Raw genomic sequence first — 19,908 nt, 5'->3', positions numbered from 1 at the left:
GATTTTCGCGCGCCGTAAGTAGCCCTACACCTGACGCGGCGCGCTTAGCGCAGGCCGAGCACGTCCTGCATGTCGAAGAAGCCGGTCTGATGGCCTTCGAGGAAACGCACGGCACGCAACGCGCCCTGTGCGTACGACAGACGGCTCGCCGATTTGTGCGTGATTTCGATGCGCTCGCCGATGCCCGCGAACAGCACCGTATGGTCGCCGACGATATCGCCGCCGCGAATCGCCGAAAAGCCGATCGTGGACGGATCGCGTTCGCCGGTCACGCCTTCGCGGCTATAGACCGCGCAGTCGTCGAGATTGCGGCCAAGCGCGCTGGCGATCACTTCGCCCATGGTCAGCGCGGTGCCCGACGGCGCGTCCACCTTGTGACGATGATGCGCCTCGATGATCTCGATGTCGTAGCCGGTCGCGAAATGCTTCGCGGCGTACTCGAGCAGCTTCAGCGTAACGTTCACGCCCACGCTCATATTCGACGCGAACATGATGGCGATGTTGTCCGCCGCGGCGCGCAGTTGCGCCTTCTGCGTATTATCGAAGCCGGTCGTGCCGATCACCATTTTCACATTGTGACGCTGCGCCGCTCCCAAGTGCATCAACGTGCCTTCGGGGCGCGTGAAGTCGATCAGGTAGTCGGATTCGGCGAACACACGTTCGATGTCATCCGTCAGCGTCACGCCCGTCTGCTTGCCGAGAAACGCACCGGCGTCCTGACCGAGTTGCGGCGAGCCGGCACGGTCGAGCGCGCCGGACAGCGTGGCGTCGGAATCGTTGAGAACGGTTTCAATGAGCATGCGGCCCATACGGCCCGATGCGCCAGCAATCGCAATTTTCATGGCTACGAGGGTTCGAGAGACACAGCCCGGCAAGAGCGGGCAAAAGCGGGGCGGGCAGCACGCCCTGGCGCCGCACATGACTGGAAAACAGAGAACCGGACGGCGCTGTGCGAAGCCAGGAGTTGCTTCACCGCGGTTGCTTCGCCGCGATCACTTCACAGCGAACAGTCCGCAGCGGGCTGTTGCACAGCGGCCGTCTTAAAACACGGACAGCGTGATTACTCGCTCGTTCCCGAAGTGGACGGCGCGGTAAGCGGCGCGTTGTACGTCGGGCCGCTGCTGCTTTGCGAGCCCGTCGGTCCGACCGGATTTTCCTGCGACGACGACTGCGGCGGCGGCGGACGGTGGAACTGGAACTGCGGCTGACCACCTGACGTCGGGCCCTGCGGCGGCACACCGCCAGCGTTCGCTGTCGGAGCCGTGGAACGCACCGACGATTGCCTCGTGCGCGAAGGAGCTTGCACCGCATTCGTCGCACGATTGGCGGCTTGCGCGGCTTCCGCGTTTGCATCCGTGGACGGCGCAGCCGCTGCCGCGGCATCTTCCACGGACGGCGAGCGCGTGGTATCGACTGTAACCGGCGCCGCGGCCACCGGCGCGCTCGCGCCGGCCGCACTGCTTGCCACGTTCGGCACGGCGGCCTTCTTGCCGCGTTTATCGCCGTCGATCTCGGCCAGCAATTCGAGGTTCGACGGCAGATCTTCGCCGCCGCTCCAGCTGGCGACGCGGTCACCCGCGAACATCACCACGAAGTCACGCTGCTGCACGACGTTGGTCGAGCCGCGCTTGAAATAGAACACGTAGTCCCAACGGTCCGCGTGGAACATGTCGGCGAGTAGCGGCGTGCCGAGCAACTGACGCACCTGCGCGCGCGACATACCCGCCTGCATTTGCGAGGCAGCTTCTTTCGAGACGAAATTGCCTTGCACAACGGTAATCCGATATGGCGTGATGCTTTGAGCAATCCGCTGCGTAAGGCTGTCGTACGTGGAACATCCTGCAAGAATCGCGACAGCCGCAACAGCGATCAAGGTACCCCGCATGCGGCTCCCCCGGTAGATCAGTTGAGATTTTGAAATCATTTCACTCACCGTGCGGGCCCGCTGACGAGCCGCGCGAGTTTCATTCCATCGAAGATGACCAGAACGGCAAAAACACATTACTATGAGAGCCCAGCATTGTACTCTAGGGATCCCTTGTCATGACCAATCCAACCGATCTCAAGAATATCGGGCTCAAGGCGACCCTTCCGCGCCTCAAAATCCTTGAGATTTTTCAGCACAGCCCGGTGCGTCACCTGACGGCCGAAGACGTGTACCGCAACCTCCTGCACGAGGAACTCGATATCGGCCTTGCAACCGTCTATCGCGTGCTGACGCAATTCGAGCAGGCCGGCCTGCTGTCGCGCAGCAATTTCGAATCGGGCAAGGCGGTGTTCGAACTGAACGAAGGGTCGCATCACGACCACCTGGTGTGCCTCGACTGCGGTCTCGTCGAAGAGTTTTTCGACTCCGAAATCGAGAGTCGTCAGCAGTCCATTGCGAAGGAACGTGGCTTCAAGCTGCAGGAACACGCGCTGGCGCTGTACGGTGCCTGCACCAAGGAAAACTGCCCGCATCGCAAGCATTGACGCGGTGTCGGCCGTGTCCGGGGGCGCGGTCGAACGGTTAGCAATGAGCAGCAAAATGGCCCGGCCGGTTTGATTCGGCTGGGCCATTTTTTTGTCGGACGCATTGGCGCGATGCGATTGCGCCGCGCTTATTCCATCCGCTTATTTCACGCTGTCATTCCGCGCTGTCATTTCACTCACTTACTCCAGCGTCTCCGCGCTCTCCGCGAACGCGAGCCGCCACGGCTCGGCCAACGATCGTTCGTCGCAATTCGGCTGCTCGCCACCGCGATCGACGACGAGAAAATCGCTGACCCGATCAAGCGCAAGCAGCGGATGATGCCAGACGCCTTTCGCGTAGTTGACGCCCTGCCAGGTGTCGGTCCAGAAGCCGCGCATCTGCGAGGAATAGAACTCGCCAGCCGGTGCGACAACGATCAGATAACGGCACCGCGTTAAGGGAATGAAAGCCTGGCTGCCGAGCGGATGCCGTTCCATCATCGTGATTTCGACCGGGAGCGCATGTGGTTGAGCCCGGAACACGTTAATGAGCGGACGGCCGCCCTGCTCGGTCACGTCCACTCGCGCGAGGTCGTGATAGCGCTCGGTCGTGCCGCCGTTGATGGCGAAATGCCGTGCGCCTTCGAGGTCGATCACGTCGCCGAACGGCGCGAACGCCTCGCGCGTCAGACGCTCCACTTGCAATGTCTTCATACGTGACACTCCGTTATGCGAGCTCGCCCCACGGACGCAGCCGCGATACGCCGCCATCGGGAAAGATATTGAAACGCACATGCGTGACCGGGCCCAGCGACGCAAGGCCGTCCGCGAACGTGTGGACGTGATCCATTTGCAGCTTCTGCTCGTCGAGAAGCACGGGCCAGAACATCGCTTGCGTCACGAGGGAATCGTCGGTTCCGCCCGTCACCGTTGCGGCCTGCAGCGAACAGCGGTCGGGGAAATTGCCCTTGAAGTGCGCGGTATCCACTTCGATTTTGCGGATTACGCCCGGCCGGGCCAGCGCAACGATTGCCCAGTCGTTGCCCGGCTCGCGACGGCGCCGCGTCTCCCAGCCATCGCCCATGTTGACGCCGCGACCCGGCATCAGCATCTGCGAAGCTGGCCCGAAATGCTGGTTGTTGGCCGCGACCAGATACGCGCCGTTCTCGATGGCCGCAAGATCAGTCAGCGTGCCGCGCTCCACGCGCTCCCAGTCGCGCTTCGGCTGCCCGTACACGCGCAGGCGCGCGAGGCCACCGTCCGGATACAGATTCACGCGCAGATGCGTGACGGCGCGCGCGTCGTTCACTTCGACGTAATGGTGCTGGTTGCCCTGGAGCGTCGTCGCGGGGACAAGCGTTTGCCAGTCGGCGTTGTCGGGCGGCACGTCGCCGTCCACGTGACAGGCGTCGATCGACGCCGCCGGCGGGAAGTTGCCCGTGAAGTGGCTCGTATCGAGATCGACGCCGTACACGACGCCCGGCCGCGCGAGGCGGATCACACAGTAATCGTGGCCGCTAGTGCGCTTGCGGCGCGTTTCCCAGCCGTCCATCCACTTGCCGTGATCGTCGTACTTGCCGGGGATGAACACCGCCGGCTGCGGGTCGAGCATGCGCTCTTTCGGCGCGAAGAATTCGTCGCTGGCGTGCAGCGCTTTTGCTCCTAGCCGCGGGTCGGCGAGGTTCATGTAGCGACGGGTGAATGCGGGAGCGTTCGGGTCGAGGATCGGATTGGCCATAGTCTCAGTCAGGCGACGAAAGGTTGAAGATGCGTCGGCGGTTCATAACAGTCGGCGCAGGAAGCGCGCTGCGTTGGCGCGCGGAATCAAAGGGCGGATGCTGTAAAGGCTCGGCGTGAAAGGCGAGCCTTCGACACAGGCGATAGGAAGTCAGACAGCGCCGGATAGACGACGCCCTGCAAGCTGCCACTGCACGCCCGCACCGTTTTCAAATCGCCGGTGCGCCTTTTCCGCTCACGGGTTCAGCGCCCGCGTCGTCGCCGGCGGCGACAAAGCGCACATCGGCGTCGCGGTTCAGCACGCGATGCGCGCGCGCCCGGTCGATATCGTTTTCCCACACGGCGACGACCACCGTCGCCACGCAGTTGCCGATCAGATTCGTCAGCGCGCGCGCAATGCCGACAAACCAGTCGACGGGAAGAATCAGCACGAGGCCGAGGACGGGAATCGCCGGAATCGCGGACAACGTCGCGGCCAGAATCACGATTGCGGAGCCGGGAATGCCGTGCGCGCCCTTCGACGTCACCAGCGACACCAGCACGACCACGATCAGATCGTGCGTGGACAGCGGCGTATTGGTCGCCTGGGCGATGAAAATCACAGCGAGCGTGAGGTAGATTGAAAAGCCGTCCAGATTGAACGAGTAGCCCGTGGGAATCACCAGACCGACCGTCGAATCCTTCACGCCCATCCATTCGAGCTTGCGCATGACTTGCGGCAGCACGGCATCGGAAGAAGCGGTGCCGAGCACGATGGACAGCTCTTCGCGAAGATAGCGAATCAGCTTGAAGATGCTGAAACCGGCGAGCCGCATGACGACGCCCAGCACAACGACCACGAACACAATGCAGCTCGCGTAGAACACCAGCACCAGCATGCCGAGCTGCTTGAGCGATTCGACGCCGTAGGTACCGGTGGTGAACGCGATCGCGCCGAGCACGCCGAGCGGCGCGAGCTTGATGATGAAGCCCATCACGCGGAAGAACACTTGCGCGAGTTCGTCGATCATGCCGCTCACGCGCTGCGCCTTGTTGCCGAGCAACGACAACGCCGAGCCGAACAGCACCGAAAACACCAGAATTTGCAGGATATCGCCGGTCGCAAACGCGTTGATCGCTGTGTCCGGAATGATCTTCAGCAGAAAGCCCGCGGTGTCCTTCAGGCTCTTTGCGTGTTCCGTGTAGGTCGACAGGGATGCCGGATCGAGCGAATGCAGGTCGATGTTCATGCCGACTCCGGGCCGCGTTACATAGGCGAGCACCGCGCCGATCAAGAGCGCAATCGTCGTCATGACCTCGAAGTAGACCACCGCCTTGAGCCCCACGCGGCCGACCTTGCGCAGATCGCCCGCGTGCGCCATGCCGCTGACCACGACGCAAAAGACAATCGGGCCGATCACCATCTTGATGAGCTTGAGAAAGCCGTCGCCGAGCGGACGCAGCGATTGGGCGAAATGCGGGTAGATCGCGCCGATCACGACGCCAACCACCAGCGCTATGACGACCCGGCCAAACAGCGAGTTGAGAAATTTCAGCACGGCTTCCTCCTGGTTTCGATTCACATCTGTTCAGACTGGTCGGACCAGTACTGTTATGGCGAATAGTAGGAAGCCGATATACTGGCGTCAAGGAGTTATAAAACGGTGTTTACCCGCCCGTTTCTGCGAGCACCACGCCATTGGCGATCGACGGGGCTTCAGCAACCGCACGGGTGTACAGACCGCGTACTACAATGCTGGTCAGACCGCGCTTTCATGTGAGCTTTGATGAAAAATGCCCCGCACACCGTAACCGATGCCGCCATCGCGACCATCCGCGAACGGATCGAAGCGGGCGCTTATCCGGTGGGCAGTCTGCTGCCGGCGCAACGCCAGCTTTCGGAAGAACTTGCCATCAGCCGCGCGTCGCTGCGTGAGGCGCTGTCCACGCTCGAAGCGCTCGGTCTGCTGGTCATCAGGCCCGGCAAGGGCGTCTACGTGGAACGCGCGCAGGTGTCGGCGGCCCAGTCCTGGCGCTTTGCCGCGCAGTCATCGCTTCCGGACACGTACCAGATGCGCTTCGCGTTGGAGGGCTTTATCGCGCGCATGGCGGCGCTTGCCGTCAGCGATTCCGACCTCGCATGGCTCGAGGAAAACATTACGGCCATGCAGACGGCGCTTGCATGCGACGAACTCGACGAAGCCGCGCGCCTCGACTACGACTTCCACATGCGGATCGTGAGCATTGCGGGCAATGCCGCAATCGAGTCGATTTTGAGCAGCAGCGCGGACATCATGAAGGAAAGCCAGCGCATGCCGTTTTATCGGCGCGAGTTGGTGTTATCGACCTACAGCGAGCATCGCGCGATTCTGGATGCGCTCAAGGCACGCGATTCCGCCGCAGCGGGCAAGGCCATTGAAACCCATATCTCGAACGCCGCACAGCGCGCCGGCGTCTATTTCCCGACGCCGCAGGCGTAAAAAACCCGCTCCGAGGAGCGGCTTCCTTGCCGAACTGCGTCAAACTGAACCGCCGGCGTTGGAACGCCAGCGGCAGGAGACGCGGAACCGGCAGCCTACTTCGCGTTGGCGAGCGCCACAGCCGTGTCCAGCATGCGGTTCGAGAAGCCCCACTCGTTGTCGTACCAGCTCGACACCTTCACCAGACGGCCCGACACCTTGGTCAGCGTTGCGTCGAACGTCGACGAAGCCGGGTTGTGGTTGAAGTCGACCGATACCAGCGGTGCGTCGTTATACCCGAGGATGCCCTTCAGCGCGCCTTGCGACGCTTCCTTCATGATCGCGTTGACTTCTTCGACCGTCGTGTCGCGCGCGGCGATAAACGACAGATCGACCACCGACACATTGATCGTCGGGACGCGGATCGCGTAGCCGTCCAGCTTGCCGTTCAGTTCCGGCAGCACCAGACCGACAGCCGATGCAGCGCCGGTCTTGGTCGGGATCTGGCTGTGCGTGGCCGAGCGCGCGCGGCGCAGATCTTCGTGATACACGTCCGTCAGAACCTGGTCGTTCGTGTAAGCGTGGATCGTCGTCATCAGGCCGTTCACGAGGCCGATCTTGTCGTTCAGCGGCTTGACGAGCGGAGCCAGGCAGTTCGTCGTGCACGATGCGTTCGAGATCACCGTATCCGATGCTTTCAGCACGTTGTGATTCACGCCGTAGACGATCGTTGCGTCGACGTCCTTGCCGCCCGGCGCGGAAATGATGACCTTCTTTGCGCCGCCCTTGATGTGCGCGCTAGCCTTTTCCTTGGTCGTGAAAAAGCCCGTGCATTCCATCACGACGTCGACGTTCAGTTCGCCCCACGGCAGTTCAGCCGGGTTCCGGTTGGCCAGCACGCGGATCTTGTCGCCGTTTACGACCAGGTAGTCGCCGTCCACCGATACTTCGCCTGGGAACTTGCCGTGCGCGGTGTCGTATTGCGTGAGGTGAGCGTTGGTCCTGGCATCACCGAGGTCGTTGATGGCGACGATTTCGATATCGTGCTTCTTGCCGTTTTCATAGAAGGCGCGCAGCGTGTTGCGGCCGATCCGGCCGTAGCCGTTGATTGCAACGCGAATCGTCATGGTCTATCTCCTGATGGCTGAAAAAATACGTCGATGTTCGTCTGACCAGCCGCGTTGCCGCGCGTTCATGTTCGTGCTTGCACGCGCGGGGCAACGCTTGGCCGTTGATCAGCCGAGTGCGGCTTTAGCCGTCTCTACAACATGCTCGACGGTGAAGCCGAAATGCTTGAACAGAACGCCGGCGGGGGCTGATTCGCCGAACGTGTCGATACCGACTACGCCGCCTTCCAGACCCACGTACTTGCGCCAGAAATCGGTCACGCCCGCTTCGATCGCGACGCGGCGCACACCTTGCGGCAGCACGCGTTCGCGGTACTCGGCGTCCTGCCTGTCGAACACCGTAGTGGACGGCATGGACACCACGCGGGCCGCGATGCCCTCACGCGCCAGCGGCTCGACCGCCTTCAACGCCAGTTCGATTTCCGAACCCGTGGCGATCAGGATGACCTTGCGTGCGACGATTTCGTCATTCCAGTCGCGCAGCACATAACCGCCCTTCTCGATGTTGGCGATCTGCGCGTCCGTACGTTCCGAGAACGGCAGGTTCTGACGGCTAAAGATCAGGCACGACGGACCGTGATGTTCCACCGCGTGAGTCCAGGCCACCGCGGTTTCGACGGTATCCGCGGGACGCCACACATGCAGATGCGGAATCAGGCGCAGGCTGGCCACGTGTTCGATCGACTGATGAGTCGGGCCGTCTTCGCCCAGACCGATCGAGTCGTGCGTGAACACGAAAATGGACGGCGCCTTCATCAGCGCGGCGACGCGCAGCGCGTTGCGGCTGTAGTCGGAGAAGGTCAGGAACGTGCCGCCGAAAGCCTTGAAACCGCCATGCAGCGCGACGCCGTTGATCGCGGCGCTCATGCCGAATTCCCGCACGCCGTAGTTCACGTAGTTGCCGGCCGCGCGGCCGTCCTCATTCACGCGCACCGGCTTTGCGGCCTTCCAGTTGGTCAGGTTCGAACCCGTCAGATCGGCGGAGCCGCCGAGCAGTTCCGGCAGAACGGCCGACAAACCTTCGATGGCCTGCTGCGATGCCTTGCGCGTCGCGACGGTTTCCGCGCGCTCGTTCGCACCGGCGATGATCGCCTTCGCCTTTTCCTTCCAGTCCGCCGGCAATTGCTTCCCGTTACGGCGTGTGAATTCAGCTGCTTCTTGCTGATATTTCGCCGCGTACGCGGCGAACGCCTTGTCCCAGTCGGATTCGAGGCGCGCGCCGGCCTCCTTCGCGTCCCACGCCGCGTACACTTCCTGCGGAATCACGAACGGCTCCCACTTCCAGCCGATGGCCGCGCGCGTAGCCGCAATTTCCTTGTCGCCGAGCGGCGCGCCATGCGAATCGTGGCTGCCGGCCTTGTTCGGCGAGCCTTCGCCGATCACGGTCTTGCAGCAGATCAGCGTGGGCTTGTCCGATTGCTTGGCTCGCTTGATCGCGGCATCCACGGCGTCCACGTCGTGCCCGACCACGTTCGGAATCACGTTCCAGCCGTACGCTTCGAAGCGCTTCGGCGTGTCGTCGTGGAACCAGTGCACCACTTCGCCGTCGATCGAGATGCCGTTGTCGTCGTAGAACGCGATCAGCTTGTTCAGCTTCAGCACGCCGGCGAGCGAACAGGCTTCGTGCGAAATGCCTTCCATCAGGCAGCCGTCGCCGACGAACACATACGTGTGATGGTCGACGATCTTCGCGTCAGGCTTGTTGAATTCGGTGGCTAGCAGCGACTCGGCGAGCGCCATGCCGACCGCATTCGCCAGACCCTGGCCGAGCGGGCCGGTGGTCGTTTCGACGCCCGGCGTGATGCCGTATTCCGGGTGGCCCGGCGTCTTGGAATGCATCTGGCGGAAGTTCTTCAACTCGCTGATCGGCAGGTCGTAGCCGGTCAGGTGCAGCAGCGAATACAGCAGCATGGAACCGTGGCCGTTCGACAGGACGAAACGGTCGCGATCGGCCCATTGCGGGTTCTTCGGATTGTGACGCAGATGCCGCGACCATAATGCGACGCCGATTTCAGCCATGCCCATCGGCATGCCGGGGTGGCCGGAATTCGCTTGTTGAACGGCGTCCATGGACAACGCGCGGATTGCGTTGGCCATCAAGGAAGTGGGTGCGGGAGACGGGGTCGTCATGTCGAGTCCGGAGACAGAGTCAAAAAGCGGTGCGCGCTTGAGGCCCGGGAGCTCGGCGGCCAGTCCGCTTCGGCGCACGGTGCGGCGCCGGAAGACGCGAAACGGGCAGAGCAAACGGACAAGGCTGAAAGCGTGACATTCTAACAGAACGTTGTCCGGCGCCCTGTGCGCAAAGCCGCCTGGCGGCGCGGCTCGATGACTTCCTGGGCAGGCGGATTCGTTCTATGCCGGCGGCGCGCGCGGGACCGCCCCGCCCGCCGCCTTTACAATCAGGCAACGGAAACCGACCCGTTCACACTGGGCAAGCCACCTTGAGCGCAACTTTGCTGTTCCATCCAAGTCCCGATGCCGTCTACGGATTTCCGCACGCGTCGCTCATTGAGCGCGTCGATTCGCCGTATCAGCGCATCGAGGTGTGGGACACGCGTCAGCTCGGCCGACTCTTCACGCTGGACGGCCGTCCGATGACTTCCGCCGGCGACGAATTCATCTATCACGAGTGCATGGTGCATCCGGCAGCGCTCGCGCATCCGTCGCCGAAAGCCGCGCTGGTGCTGGGCGGCGGCGATGGCGGCGCCGCACGACAACTGCTCGCTCACCCGGGCATCGAAAGAATCGCGGTCGCCGAGCTTGACGCGCAAGTGGTTCGCCTGACGCGCGAGCACATGCCTGAAGTGCACGGCGGCGCCCTGGACGATCCGCGCGTCGAGCTGGTAATCGGCGACGCCGCGCATTACGTGGCCGCTGCCGCTGCTGCACCGTTTGCACCGTCACCACCGTTCGCGCGTTTCGATCTGATCGTGTTCGACCTGACGCCGCCCGACTCGCCAGCCGCCGGCTTATACACGACGGCCTTCTATGGCCAGCTCAAGCGGGTGATGAGCCCGAATGCCGTGTTGTCTGTCCATCTTGGCTCGCCGTATTTCCACGCCGAGCGCATCGCCCGCCTGCTCGACGATTTGCGCAGCGCGTTCGCCGTCGTGCGCACCATGAGCACGTTCGTCCCGCTATACGGCTCGTTGTGGATGATGGCGACGGCCAGCGACACGCTCGACCCCGCAGCATTGCCGGCCGATGCGCTGGCGGAACGCCTCGCCTCGCGTGGAATCGTCGCACTAAGGCATTACGGCGCAACCGCGCACGCCGGCCTCTTTTCGGTATCGCCGTCAGTGCACGGTAAACTAGGTCAATTCTTAAAGCCGTCAAGCTAAAGCGCGGGCAAAATGCACGGCTTGGCCGGAGCGCGCGATATCTAACTGTCTCGATAAGCGGCTCGCTGCTGCCTTCCGGGCACGCGTGCACCAACCCATCGATCTGGAGAACCCCATGACCGCCTCCCGCCCAGCCGGTGTGCCCTGGTTGACCCCCTATCTGACGGTACGCGACGCGCGTGCCACGACCGCGTTTTACACCGCGGCGTTCGGGTTCGAGCTGCGGGACAGCGTGCAGGACGACGGCGTCGTCATGCATGTGGAGATGACCTACCAGGGCCAGTTGATCGTGATGTTCGCGTCGGAAGGGGCATTCGGCTCGACCGCGAAAACACCTCGCAGCGCGGGCGCGATTGCGCCGCAATCATTCTATGTCTACGTCGACGATGTCGACACGGTTTACGCCCGGGCCCTCGCCGCCGGCGCCAAATCGTTGAGCGAGCCGCAGGACCAGTTCTGGGGCGACCGCTTCGCGCAGGTCGAGGACCTGGACGGCTACCGTTGGGCGCTCGCTCGCCACCTTTCGTGAACTAATGAGTATTTTTCTGATGCCTCGCTTCTTCGTCGGTACGCCTCTTTCGCCCGACGACATCATGCAACTTCCCGATGACGTCGTACGGCATGTCCTTGTGCTGCGTTTGCAGACGGGGGACTCCATTGTGCTTTTCAACGGCCAGGGCGGTGAATACAGCGCCGAACTCGTTTCGATCGAACGCCGCACGGTCACGGTGAAAATCCGCGAATTCCGCGACATCGAGGTTGAAACGCCGTATCGGCTCACGCTCGCACAAGGCATCGCGAGCGGCGACAAGATGGACTGGCTGATTGAAAAGGCGGTTGAGCTCGGCGCGTTCAGCTTCGTACCGCTGACCACCACGCGCAGCGTCGTGCGTCTGTCCGGTGAACGCGCTCTGCGGCGGCATGCGCATTGGGAAGGCATCGTGCGGGCGTCGTGCGAGCAATGCGGACGCAACCGCCTTCCGGAAGTCATGCCGGTGCGCGAAATCGCCACGTGGCTCGGCGCAATGCCGCGCGTGCCCGCCGAAGACGAACTGCGCATTCTGCTGTCGCCGCGCGCCAGCATCCATTTTTCGGCGCTGCCCGCAACGCCGCCGAAAGGCCCCGTCATCGTGCTGGTCGGCCCCGAAGGCGGCTTTTCCGCCGCTGAAGAAGCCGCTGCGACGGATCACGGCTTCCAGGCGGTCGGCCTCGGACCGCGCGTGCTGCGTACGGAAACCGCCGGCATGGCGGTTCTGTCGGCGCTCGCGGCTGGATGGGGCGGCTGGTAATCTGACTCGGGCGATTTCCACGGCGTCGGCAGCATGCCGCCCCCGGGCACAAAAAGCAAAGGCCCGCCGATTGGCGGGCCCTTCTCATTCCTGCTGCGGTCAGTTCAGTTCGCGCAGAACAACGCAACGTTAAGGCGATGTTCAGGCGAACGAATAGAACACGCGGAACGCGACCTTGCGTTCGGCCCAGAACTCGGCCGCTTCGCGAAACACATCCAGCAGCGTCTCTCGCCCTTCCTTGTCGAATTTTTGCGCGACGGGCAATTGCTCCAGCACGATCACGAAGCCGGGCTGCGAACCGGCCTTGTGGACCAGGTCGGTCAAGCAATCGTAGAGGGCGTCGTAATTCTTGCCAAAATGTTTCGGAAACAGGAAGGAGGTTGCGATGGTCTCCAGAACTTCCTGCTTGGATTGCGCGTTGGCACAGTACGCATAGAGGAAGTGCTGCCCGAGTTGATTCGCCTCGTCGGCGAGATCCTGAACGCGGAACGCGCGGATCGACTGTACGATGTTGGGTCGTACGGTCTTGAAAAGACTCATGGGCTCCTCGTTCGATGAAACCACACTGTCAGCCTCGTTCCGGTTCTCACGGCCCTGATCGCCGGCGCGCATCTTCATGACGCGCTGGAACAGATTGCCGTCGCCAGCCGCGAAAAGATCCGTCGCGACTCCGGTGTCGTGCGCGTAGACGTTGTCGCTCATGCCGTTCATCCCGATGTCATTCAACAATACGATTAAAACTGGTGTAGTGGTCGTCCGAGTAGTAACAATTGTCGGTTCGCTTAAGCGGACCTCCGCAGACGATGCGACGCGCCCCGCGATTACGTGAGCGAGGCGTGGGAACGGTGTATTCGTGGTAATAGCCGCGCCGGTAGGGCGGCAGCAACCGTTCGCGGTTGCCGAACACGACGCCGTCCTTCTCATACGGGTAAGGCCCACCCGCGGCAATCAAGTTCAATGTATTGACCGCTTCACGGGGCAACTGCGCTACCGCAACGGTGCCCTGCGCCGGTGCATTCGTGCGGGCGGGTGCCGTGTAGTTGCGCGCTAAGGCGTGAGGCACGGCGCCGTAGAAAGCGCACAGCGCAACAGCACCGATCAGCACGCCCTTGATGCGCTGCCATCTGCGTGCCATTTACCAAGATTCCCGGCTGTTAGATCACGAGTTTGACGACCATGAAAGTCGTAAGGGTATCGCTAATGGTCCCGGGAATCAACGTTCGCCAGGCAGGCGAAATTACCCAATCGGATGGGAAAGCCCCACAGGCCGTGCTTTGACGACTTTTAACACAAAATTTAGCTTGCTCAAGCTAATATGACCCCAACGAAGCAAAGACCGCAGCGGTCTGGGGCTCCGCGCAGGAGTGGGTGGCTCGCGGGTCCTTGCTATGGAAGTCTGTTGTTTGCCGTTTCGGGGTGGCTATCCCCTGTTCGCCCCAAGGCGTGCCCATTGCGGGCACGCCTTTTTTTTCAGCGGGCAAGCTGGCCGGCACAGAGCGGGTCAGCGCTAACCGGCCTGAAGTTCAAACCGGATCGACGCTCAGCGGGCCGCGATTACGTCCGCCACCAGCAGCGCCGTCATGTTGACGATGCGTCGAACCGTCGCGGAGGCCGTCAGCACGTGCACCGGCTGGGCCGCGCCCAGCAGCATCGGCCCGATGGCGATGTTGTTGCCCGCCGCCGTCTTCAGCAGGTTGTACGAGATGTTGGCGGCGTCGATGTTCGGCAGCACCAGCAGGTTAGCGTCGCCTTCGAGCGTCGAGTCGGGCAGCACTTCGCGGCGCAGATTGGCGTCGAGCGCTACATCGCCGTGCATTTCGCCATCCACCTGAAGGTCCGGCGCACGTTCGCGCAGGATCTCCAGCGTGTCGCGCATTTTCTGCGCGGTCGGCGCATTGCTGGAACCGAAATTGGAGTGCGACACCAGCGCGACCTTCGGCTCAATACCGAAACGGCGCACTTCTTCGGCGGCCATGATCGTGATCTCCGCCAGCTGCTCCGGCGTCGGATCGACGTTCACGTGGGTATCGACGAGGAAAATCTGGCGATTCGGCAACACGAGCCCATTCATCGCCGCGTAGACTTTGGCTCCTTGCTTCTTGCCGATCACCTGATCGATGAAGTGCAGATGCCGGTGCGTCGTGCTGACCGTGCCGCAGATCATGCCGTCAGCTTCGCCCTTCTTCACCAGCATCGCGCCGATCAGCGTGGTTCGGCGGCGCATTTCAAGCTTCGCCATCTGCGCGGTGATGCCCTTGCGCGACATCATCTGGTGGTATTCCTGCCAGAAGTCGCGATAGCGCTCGTCGTGGTCGGTATTCACGACCGTGTAATCCTGACCCGCGATGAGACGCAGACCGTAGCGCGCAATGCGCTGCTCGATCACCGCCGGACGACCGATCAGAATCGGCTTCGCCAGCTTTTCGTCGACGACGATCTGCATGGCACGCAGCACGCGCTCTTCTTCGCCTTCAGCGAACACAATGCGCTTTTTCTCCGGCTCGACGCCGCGCGCCAGCTGGAAGATCGGCTTCATCGTCGTGCCGCTGTGATACACAAACTGCTGCAGATGCTGTTCGTACGCGTCCATGTCTTCGATCGGACGCTCGGCGACGCCTGAATCCATCGCGGCCTTCGCCACGGCCGGCGCGACTTTCACGATCAGACGAGGGTCGAACGGCTTCGGAATCAGATATTCCGGACCGAAGGAGAGGTCCTGAATGCCATAAGCCGTCGCGACGATGTCGCTCTGCTCCTGGCGCGCCAGTTCGGCGATCGCATTCACCGCCGCAATTTCCATTTCGCGCGTGACGGTGGTCGCGCCCGCGTCCAGTGCGCCGCGGAACAGGAACGGAAACACCAGCACGTTGTTCACCTGGTTCGGATAGTCGGTGCGGCCCGTGCACAGCACGGCGTCCGGACGCACTTCCAGCGCCAGTTCGGGCAGAATTTCCGGCGTCGGGTTGGCCAGCGCGAGAATCAGCGGCCGTTGGGCCATCTGCTTGACCATGTCCTGCTTGAGCACACCGCCAGCCGACAGACCCAGGAAAACGTCCGCGCCGCCGATCGCCTCGGCGAGCGTGCGCGCCTCGGTTTCACGCGCGAAGCGTTCCTTGTCCGGATCCATCAGTTCGACGCGGCCCTTGTAGACCACGCCAGCGAGATCGGTGACAGTGATGTTCTCGAGCGGCAGCCCGATATCGACCAGCAGATCCAGACAGGCCAGCGCCGCTGCGCCCGCGCCGGAGGACACCAGTTTGACTTCCTTGATGTCCTTGCCGACGACCTTCAAACCGTTGGTGATCGCCGCCGCGACGACGATCGCCGTACCGTGCTGGTCGTCGTGGAAGACCGGAATCTTCATGCGCTTGCGGCATTCGCGTTCGACGATAAAGCAGTCCGGCGCCTTGATGTCCTCGAGGTTGATGCCGCCGAAAGTCGGCTCGAGCGCCGCGATCACGTCGACCAGCTTGTGCGGATCGGATTCGTTCAGCTCGATATCGAACACGTCGATGCCGGCGAACTTCTTGAACAGCACGGCCTTGCCTTCCATGACCGGCTTCGACGCCAGCGGCCCGATGTTGCCGAGACCGAGCACCGCCGTGCCGTTCGTCACAACGCCGACCAGGTTGCTGCGCGCCGTGAAGCGCGCGGCATTCAGCGGGTTCTCGACGATCTCTTCACACGCGAACGCAACACCCGGCGAGTACGCCAGCGCGAGGTCGCGCTGGTTGATCATCTGCTTGGTGGGGGCGATCGCGATTTTCCCGGGGGTCGGGAACTCGTGGTAATCGAGGGCGGCTTCGCGGAGTTTGCTATTGACGGGAGTCGACATAAGGCGGGCTTGGAAGTGCGGATTAGAATAGATGTTCGACGGCATTGTAGCCCCAATTGCCGGCCCAATTCCTTCAATACGGGTACAACTGCCGAGACTGAAACGTAGCGAAAGGCGGTCGTTCCTTCATTCGTCCCTTCACTTATCCTCACAATGCTCTCAGAGTTTTCGCTGATCGAACGTTTCTTTTCCCGCCGCGCGGCACGCCAGTCGTCGGCCGTTGAGAGCGGCTCGCTCGGCATCGGTGATGACTGCGCGCTGCTCGCGCCCCGCTCCGGCGAAATGCTGGCCATATCGACGGACATGCTGGTGGAAGGCCGTCATTTCTTCGCGGATATCGATCCCGAGGCGCTCGGCCATAAAGCGCTCGCCGTCAATCTGTCGGACCTTGCCGCGATGGGCGCGCAACCGCAGGCATTCACGCTCGCGTTCTCCTTGCCCAAAGCCGATGAAGCGTGGCTTGCCGCATTCAGCGAAGGGCTTTTCGCGGTCGCCGAACGGCATGGATGCGCGTTGATCGGCGGCGATACGACCGGCGGCCCGCTGAATCTGTGCATTACCGTGTTCGGCAGCGTGCCGCCACGAGCCGCGCTGCGCCGCGACGCCGCACAAGCGGGCGACGACATCTGGGTGTCGGGCACGCTCGGCGACGCACGCGCCGGCCTTGGCATCCGGCGCGGCGAATGGACCGCTGATGCCGCCGACGCGGCAGTATTTCGCCGCGTGCTCGAACGCCCGGAGCCGCGCGTCGCGCTCGGGCTGGCGCTGCGCGGCGTCGCGCATGCGGCGCTGGATGTATCGGACGGGCTCGCCGGCGACCTCCAGCACATCCTGGATCGCTCGAACATGCGGGCTACGGTCGACGCCGACGCCGTGCCGCGTTCCGCCGCGCTGCGCAGGCTGTCGCTCGACACACAGCGGCGCTGCACACTCGCAGGTGGCGACGACTACGAGTTGTGCTTTACCGCGCCGCCAGCCGCGCGCGACGCCATTCAGGCCGCGGGCCATAAGGCGGGCGTGCCGGTCAGCCGCATCGGTACAATAAGCGCTCTCCAAACGGCGGCCGACCGCCCGGCGATCGACTGGCGCGATACCGCCGGCGCGCCGCTCACTCTGACGTTGCAAGGCTTCGACCACTTTCATGCAAACTGATCCACCGCTTAGGCCCGCCGACAATCTCATCGGCAGCCAGCCACCCACGCCGCAGCGCCCGCAACCGCGCCGCGCCACCGCGCGCTTCATGTTCTCGCATCCACTGCACATTCTGTCGCTCGGTTTCGGCAGCGGCTTGTCGCCTTTTGCGCCCGGCACGATCGGCACGCTGTTCGCGTGGGCCTCGTTCGCCGTGTTCAGTCGCTATCTGACCGTGATCGAGTGGGGCGTGCTGATCGGCGTCGGATTTGTCGGCGGCATCGCGGTTTGCGGGTTCACCGCGCGAAAGCTCGGCACCGACGACCCGTCGCCGGTCGTTTGGGACGAAATCATCGCATTCTGGCTCGTGCTGCTGATGGTGACGCCGGTCACGCTGACCGGCCAGTTGTGGGCGTTCATCGTGTTCCGTTTCTTCGACATGGTGAAGCCGCCGCCCATCGGCTATTTCGATCGCCGGCTGAAAGGCGGTTTTGGCATCATGTTCGATGACCTCGTCGCCGCGTTTTTCACCTTGCTCGTGATTGCGCTCTGGCGCATGTCCGTTTAACCGCCGTGCCCCGATCCGGATTGACGCCATGCCAACCGATTCCGTGATTCACCAGCTTGCGATTCGCGTGAGCAACCGCCTGCGCGACGAGCGCCTGATGCTCGTCACCGCCGAGTCCTGCACGGGCGGCATGGTCGCGACCGCAATCACCGACATCTCCGGCAGCAGCGGCTGGTTCGAGCGCGGCTTCGTCACGTATTCGAACCAGGCGAAGAGCGAAATGATCGGTGTGCCCGCGGACATGATCGAAAAGTACGGCGCGGTCAGCGAACAGGTGGCGCGCGCGATGGCCGAAGGCGCGCTGCGCAACAGCCGTGCGCAGGTCTCCCTGTCGATCACCGGCGTGGCGGGCCCTGGCGGCGGGACCGAGACCAAGCCGGTCGGGATGGTGTCGTTCGGCTGGAGCAACCGGCTGCATACCTCGGTTGAAACGAAGATTTTCAAGGGCGACCGCGAACAGATCCGCGTGCAGGCCGCGACGCACGCGCTGCGCGGCGTTCTCGCCCTGCTCGATGAACGCGAACATTGACTTTCGTTGACGGCGGGAACCCGATGCCTGATTCGCGCACAACCAAAGACGAGCTGATCCACCGCCTCGATCTGAAGCCGCATCCGGAAGGCGGATTTTTCAGCGAGACGTACCGGTCGGTGGAGCGCGTGAGCCGCGCCGGCGATTCAGCGCAAACGCGCTCGGCGTCGACCGCGATTTACTACCTGCTGTGCGACGGCGCGCATTCTGCATGGCATCGGATCAAATCCGATGAGGTCTGGCATTTCTATGCAGGCGAACCACTGAATGTCCACGTGCTCGACGCCACGGGCGCGCTACTCACGCATCGGCTCGGCAATACGCTGACTCATCCCGATACGGTATTCCAGGCGGTGGTGACAGCCGGTCTGTGGTTCGCCGCGGAATGCGCGGATCCAGCGACGTTCGCGCTGGCGGGTTGCACCGTCGCGCCCGGTTTCGAGTTCAGCGAATTCGAGCTCGCCGATGTGCGCAAGCTGAAGGCGCAATACCCGCAGCATGCCGCGCTGATCGAGCGGCTCGGGCCGGCCGCCGACTAAGGCGGCCTTTCACTAACCCACGACGCGATTCAACGAAACGCGTTGATCCGGTCGCGCGTTTCCATTGCGGCCTTCGCCGCTGCCTGAGCGAAATCCTCGTCCTTGCCGGCGTAGATGATCGCGCGCGACGAGTTGATCAGCATACCCGTGCCGTTGGCGGTGCGGCCCGCGCTGACAGTCGCCTGCACGTCCCCGCCCTGTGCGCCGATGCCCGGAATCAGCAGCGGCATTTCGCCGACAATCCCGCGCACTACTTCGATTTCCTTCGGGAACGTGGCGCCGACCACGAGACCGAGCTGGCCGCTCGCGTTCCACCTGTCCGCAGCCAGTTGCGCGACCACCTGATACAGCGGACGCCCGCCCGTCTCCAGGAATTGCAGGTCCGAACCGCCCGCGTTCGACGTCCGGCACAACACAATCACGCCTTTGCCTTCGTGCTGCAAATACGGCTCGATCGAATCGAAGCCCATATACGGATTCACCGTCACCGCGTCTGCCTGGTAACGCTCGAACGCCTCGCGTGCGTATTGCTCGGCGGTGCTGCCGATGTCGCCGCGCTTCGCGTCCAGGATCACCGGCAAGCCGGGATGATGCGCATGGACATGGGCGATGAGATGCTCGAGCTGATCTTCCGCGCGATGCGCCGCGAAGTAGGCGATTTGCGGCTTGAACGACGACGCATACGGCGCAGTCGCATCGACGATCTCGCGGCAGAAGTCGAAGATCGCGTCGGCACGGCCCGCGAGCGCACCCGGAAACTTGCTGGGCTCGGGATCGAGGCCGACGCACAGCAGCGAGTTGGTGCGCTGCCATGCGTCGTTGAGTGTCTGGATGAAGTTGGACATGAGGAGTCTCGCGGCAAGCCGGTAATCGGAAGAGGCGCGTATTTTACCTGTCACGCGTGGCCGGGCGCCGGGGGGCCG

The 19,908-nt window shown here is 63.0% G+C and carries 20 protein-coding genes; 9 read left to right on the top strand and 11 right to left on the bottom strand.

Annotation, left to right across the window (positions count from 1 at the left end):
• Positions 1 to 44: 44 nt before the first annotated feature.
• Positions 45 to 842: a 4-hydroxy-tetrahydrodipicolinate reductase gene (gene dapB, locus C0Z16_RS08865; RefSeq protein WP_102631794.1), complete on the bottom strand. Its 798-nt coding sequence runs from the start codon at positions 840 to 842 to the stop codon at positions 45 to 47.
• 218 nt (positions 843 to 1,060) lie between these two features.
• Positions 1,061 to 1,885: an outer membrane protein assembly factor BamE gene (locus tag C0Z16_RS08860; protein ID WP_102631793.1), complete on the bottom strand. Its 825-nt coding sequence runs from the start codon at positions 1,883 to 1,885 to the stop codon at positions 1,061 to 1,063.
• A 158-nt stretch (positions 1,886 to 2,043) separates the two neighbouring features.
• Between C0Z16_RS08860 and fur the strand changes: the two genes are divergently transcribed.
• Positions 2,044 to 2,472 (top strand): ferric iron uptake transcriptional regulator, encoded by a 429-nt coding sequence (gene fur, locus C0Z16_RS08855; protein WP_012434340.1) that lies wholly within the window; start codon positions 2,044 to 2,046, stop codon positions 2,470 to 2,472.
• A gap of 180 nt (positions 2,473 to 2,652) precedes the next feature.
• Here fur and C0Z16_RS08850 read toward each other — a convergent pair whose 3' ends face one another.
• The 3 genes from C0Z16_RS08850 to C0Z16_RS08840 all read right to left on the bottom strand — a co-directional run bounded on the left by C0Z16_RS08850 (position 2,653) and on the right by C0Z16_RS08840 (position 5,726).
• Positions 2,653 to 3,165, bottom strand: a complete 513-nt coding sequence (locus tag C0Z16_RS08850; RefSeq protein WP_102631792.1) for an ureidoglycolate lyase — start codon at positions 3,163 to 3,165, stop codon at positions 2,653 to 2,655.
• A 13-nt stretch (positions 3,166 to 3,178) separates the two neighbouring features.
• Entirely contained in the window at positions 3,179 to 4,189 is a 1,011-nt protein-coding gene (alc, locus tag C0Z16_RS08845; RefSeq protein WP_102631791.1) for an allantoicase, read from the bottom strand.
• A 208-nt stretch (positions 4,190 to 4,397) separates the two neighbouring features.
• Entirely contained in the window at positions 4,398 to 5,726 is a 1,329-nt protein-coding gene (locus C0Z16_RS08840; RefSeq protein ID WP_102631790.1) for a C4-dicarboxylate transporter DctA, read from the bottom strand.
• A 228-nt stretch (positions 5,727 to 5,954) separates the two neighbouring features.
• Here C0Z16_RS08840 and C0Z16_RS08835 point away from each other — a divergent pair, with 228 nt between their 5' ends.
• On the top strand, positions 5,955 to 6,647 hold the full coding sequence (locus C0Z16_RS08835) for a FadR/GntR family transcriptional regulator (RefSeq protein WP_102631789.1): 693 nt from the start codon (positions 5,955 to 5,957) through the stop codon (positions 6,645 to 6,647).
• 95 nt (positions 6,648 to 6,742) lie between these two features.
• Here C0Z16_RS08835 and gap read toward each other — a convergent pair whose 3' ends face one another.
• Positions 6,743 to 7,753 (bottom strand): type I glyceraldehyde-3-phosphate dehydrogenase, encoded by a 1,011-nt coding sequence (gene gap / locus C0Z16_RS08830; RefSeq protein ID WP_102631788.1) that lies wholly within the window; start codon positions 7,751 to 7,753, stop codon positions 6,743 to 6,745.
• 108 nt (positions 7,754 to 7,861) lie between these two features.
• On the bottom strand, positions 7,862 to 9,883 hold the full coding sequence (gene tkt, locus C0Z16_RS08825) for a transketolase (protein ID WP_102631787.1): 2,022 nt from the start codon (positions 9,881 to 9,883) through the stop codon (positions 7,862 to 7,864).
• A gap of 311 nt (positions 9,884 to 10,194) precedes the next feature.
• Here tkt and speE point away from each other — a divergent pair, with 311 nt between their 5' ends.
• The 3 genes from speE to C0Z16_RS08810 all read left to right on the top strand — a co-directional run bounded on the left by speE (position 10,195) and on the right by C0Z16_RS08810 (position 12,383).
• Positions 10,195 to 11,094 (top strand): polyamine aminopropyltransferase, encoded by a 900-nt coding sequence (gene speE / locus C0Z16_RS08820; protein WP_244201204.1) that lies wholly within the window; start codon positions 10,195 to 10,197, stop codon positions 11,092 to 11,094.
• Between the two features lie 115 nt (positions 11,095 to 11,209).
• Complete coding sequence (locus C0Z16_RS08815) at positions 11,210 to 11,623, top strand: VOC family protein (protein WP_102631785.1); 414 nt, start codon at positions 11,210 to 11,212, stop codon at positions 11,621 to 11,623.
• Between the two features lie 19 nt (positions 11,624 to 11,642).
• The gene (locus C0Z16_RS08810) at positions 11,643 to 12,383 is read left to right on the top strand and encodes a 16S rRNA (uracil(1498)-N(3))-methyltransferase (protein ID WP_102631784.1); all 741 of its coding nucleotides are present in this window, start codon (positions 11,643 to 11,645) and stop codon (positions 12,381 to 12,383) included.
• Between the two features lie 141 nt (positions 12,384 to 12,524).
• On the opposite strand, the gene C0Z16_RS08805 is transcribed toward C0Z16_RS08810, so the two are convergent.
• From C0Z16_RS08805 to C0Z16_RS08795, 3 genes are all read right to left on the bottom strand, one after another.
• Entirely contained in the window at positions 12,525 to 13,085 is a 561-nt protein-coding gene (locus tag C0Z16_RS08805) for a barstar family protein (protein ID WP_102631992.1), read from the bottom strand.
• A 16-nt stretch (positions 13,086 to 13,101) separates the two neighbouring features.
• Positions 13,102 to 13,518 (bottom strand): ribonuclease, encoded by a 417-nt coding sequence (locus C0Z16_RS08800; RefSeq protein ID WP_102631783.1) that lies wholly within the window; start codon positions 13,516 to 13,518, stop codon positions 13,102 to 13,104.
• Between the two features lie 405 nt (positions 13,519 to 13,923).
• Entirely contained in the window at positions 13,924 to 16,263 is a 2,340-nt protein-coding gene (locus C0Z16_RS08795; protein ID WP_102631782.1) for an NADP-dependent malic enzyme, read from the bottom strand.
• Between the two features lie 108 nt (positions 16,264 to 16,371).
• Here C0Z16_RS08795 and thiL point away from each other — a divergent pair, with 108 nt between their 5' ends.
• The 4 genes from thiL to C0Z16_RS08775 are packed head-to-tail and all read left to right on the top strand — an operon-like array spanning position 16,372 to position 18,985.
• Positions 16,372 to 17,370, top strand: a complete 999-nt coding sequence (gene thiL / locus C0Z16_RS08790; RefSeq protein WP_102631781.1) for a thiamine-phosphate kinase — start codon at positions 16,372 to 16,374, stop codon at positions 17,368 to 17,370.
• Positions 17,360 to 17,917, top strand: coding sequence for a phosphatidylglycerophosphatase A family protein (locus tag C0Z16_RS08785; protein ID WP_175130626.1), 558 nt, complete (start codon positions 17,360 to 17,362; stop codon positions 17,915 to 17,917). Before thiL ends, C0Z16_RS08785 begins: the two co-directional genes overlap by 11 nt.
• A gap of 28 nt (positions 17,918 to 17,945) precedes the next feature.
• A complete protein-coding gene (locus tag C0Z16_RS08780) occupies positions 17,946 to 18,446 on the top strand; it encodes a CinA family protein (protein ID WP_102631780.1) in 501 nt (166 codons plus the stop codon).
• A gap of 23 nt (positions 18,447 to 18,469) precedes the next feature.
• On the top strand, positions 18,470 to 18,985 hold the full coding sequence (locus tag C0Z16_RS08775; protein WP_102631779.1) for a cupin domain-containing protein: 516 nt from the start codon (positions 18,470 to 18,472) through the stop codon (positions 18,983 to 18,985).
• Between the two features lie 29 nt (positions 18,986 to 19,014).
• Here the strand turns inward: C0Z16_RS08775 and pyrF are convergent, their stop codons facing one another.
• The gene (gene pyrF / locus C0Z16_RS08770; protein WP_102631778.1) at positions 19,015 to 19,830 is read right to left on the bottom strand and encodes an orotidine-5'-phosphate decarboxylase; all 816 of its coding nucleotides are present in this window, start codon (positions 19,828 to 19,830) and stop codon (positions 19,015 to 19,017) included.
• Positions 19,831 to 19,908: the final 78 nt, after the last annotated feature.

Source organism: Paraburkholderia rhynchosiae, assembly GCF_002879865.1.
GTDB lineage: Bacteria > Pseudomonadota > Gammaproteobacteria > Burkholderiales > Burkholderiaceae > Paraburkholderia > Paraburkholderia rhynchosiae.
The sequence above is the reverse complement of the archived record's forward strand: the minus strand, read 5'-3'. Positions and strand labels throughout refer to the sequence as shown.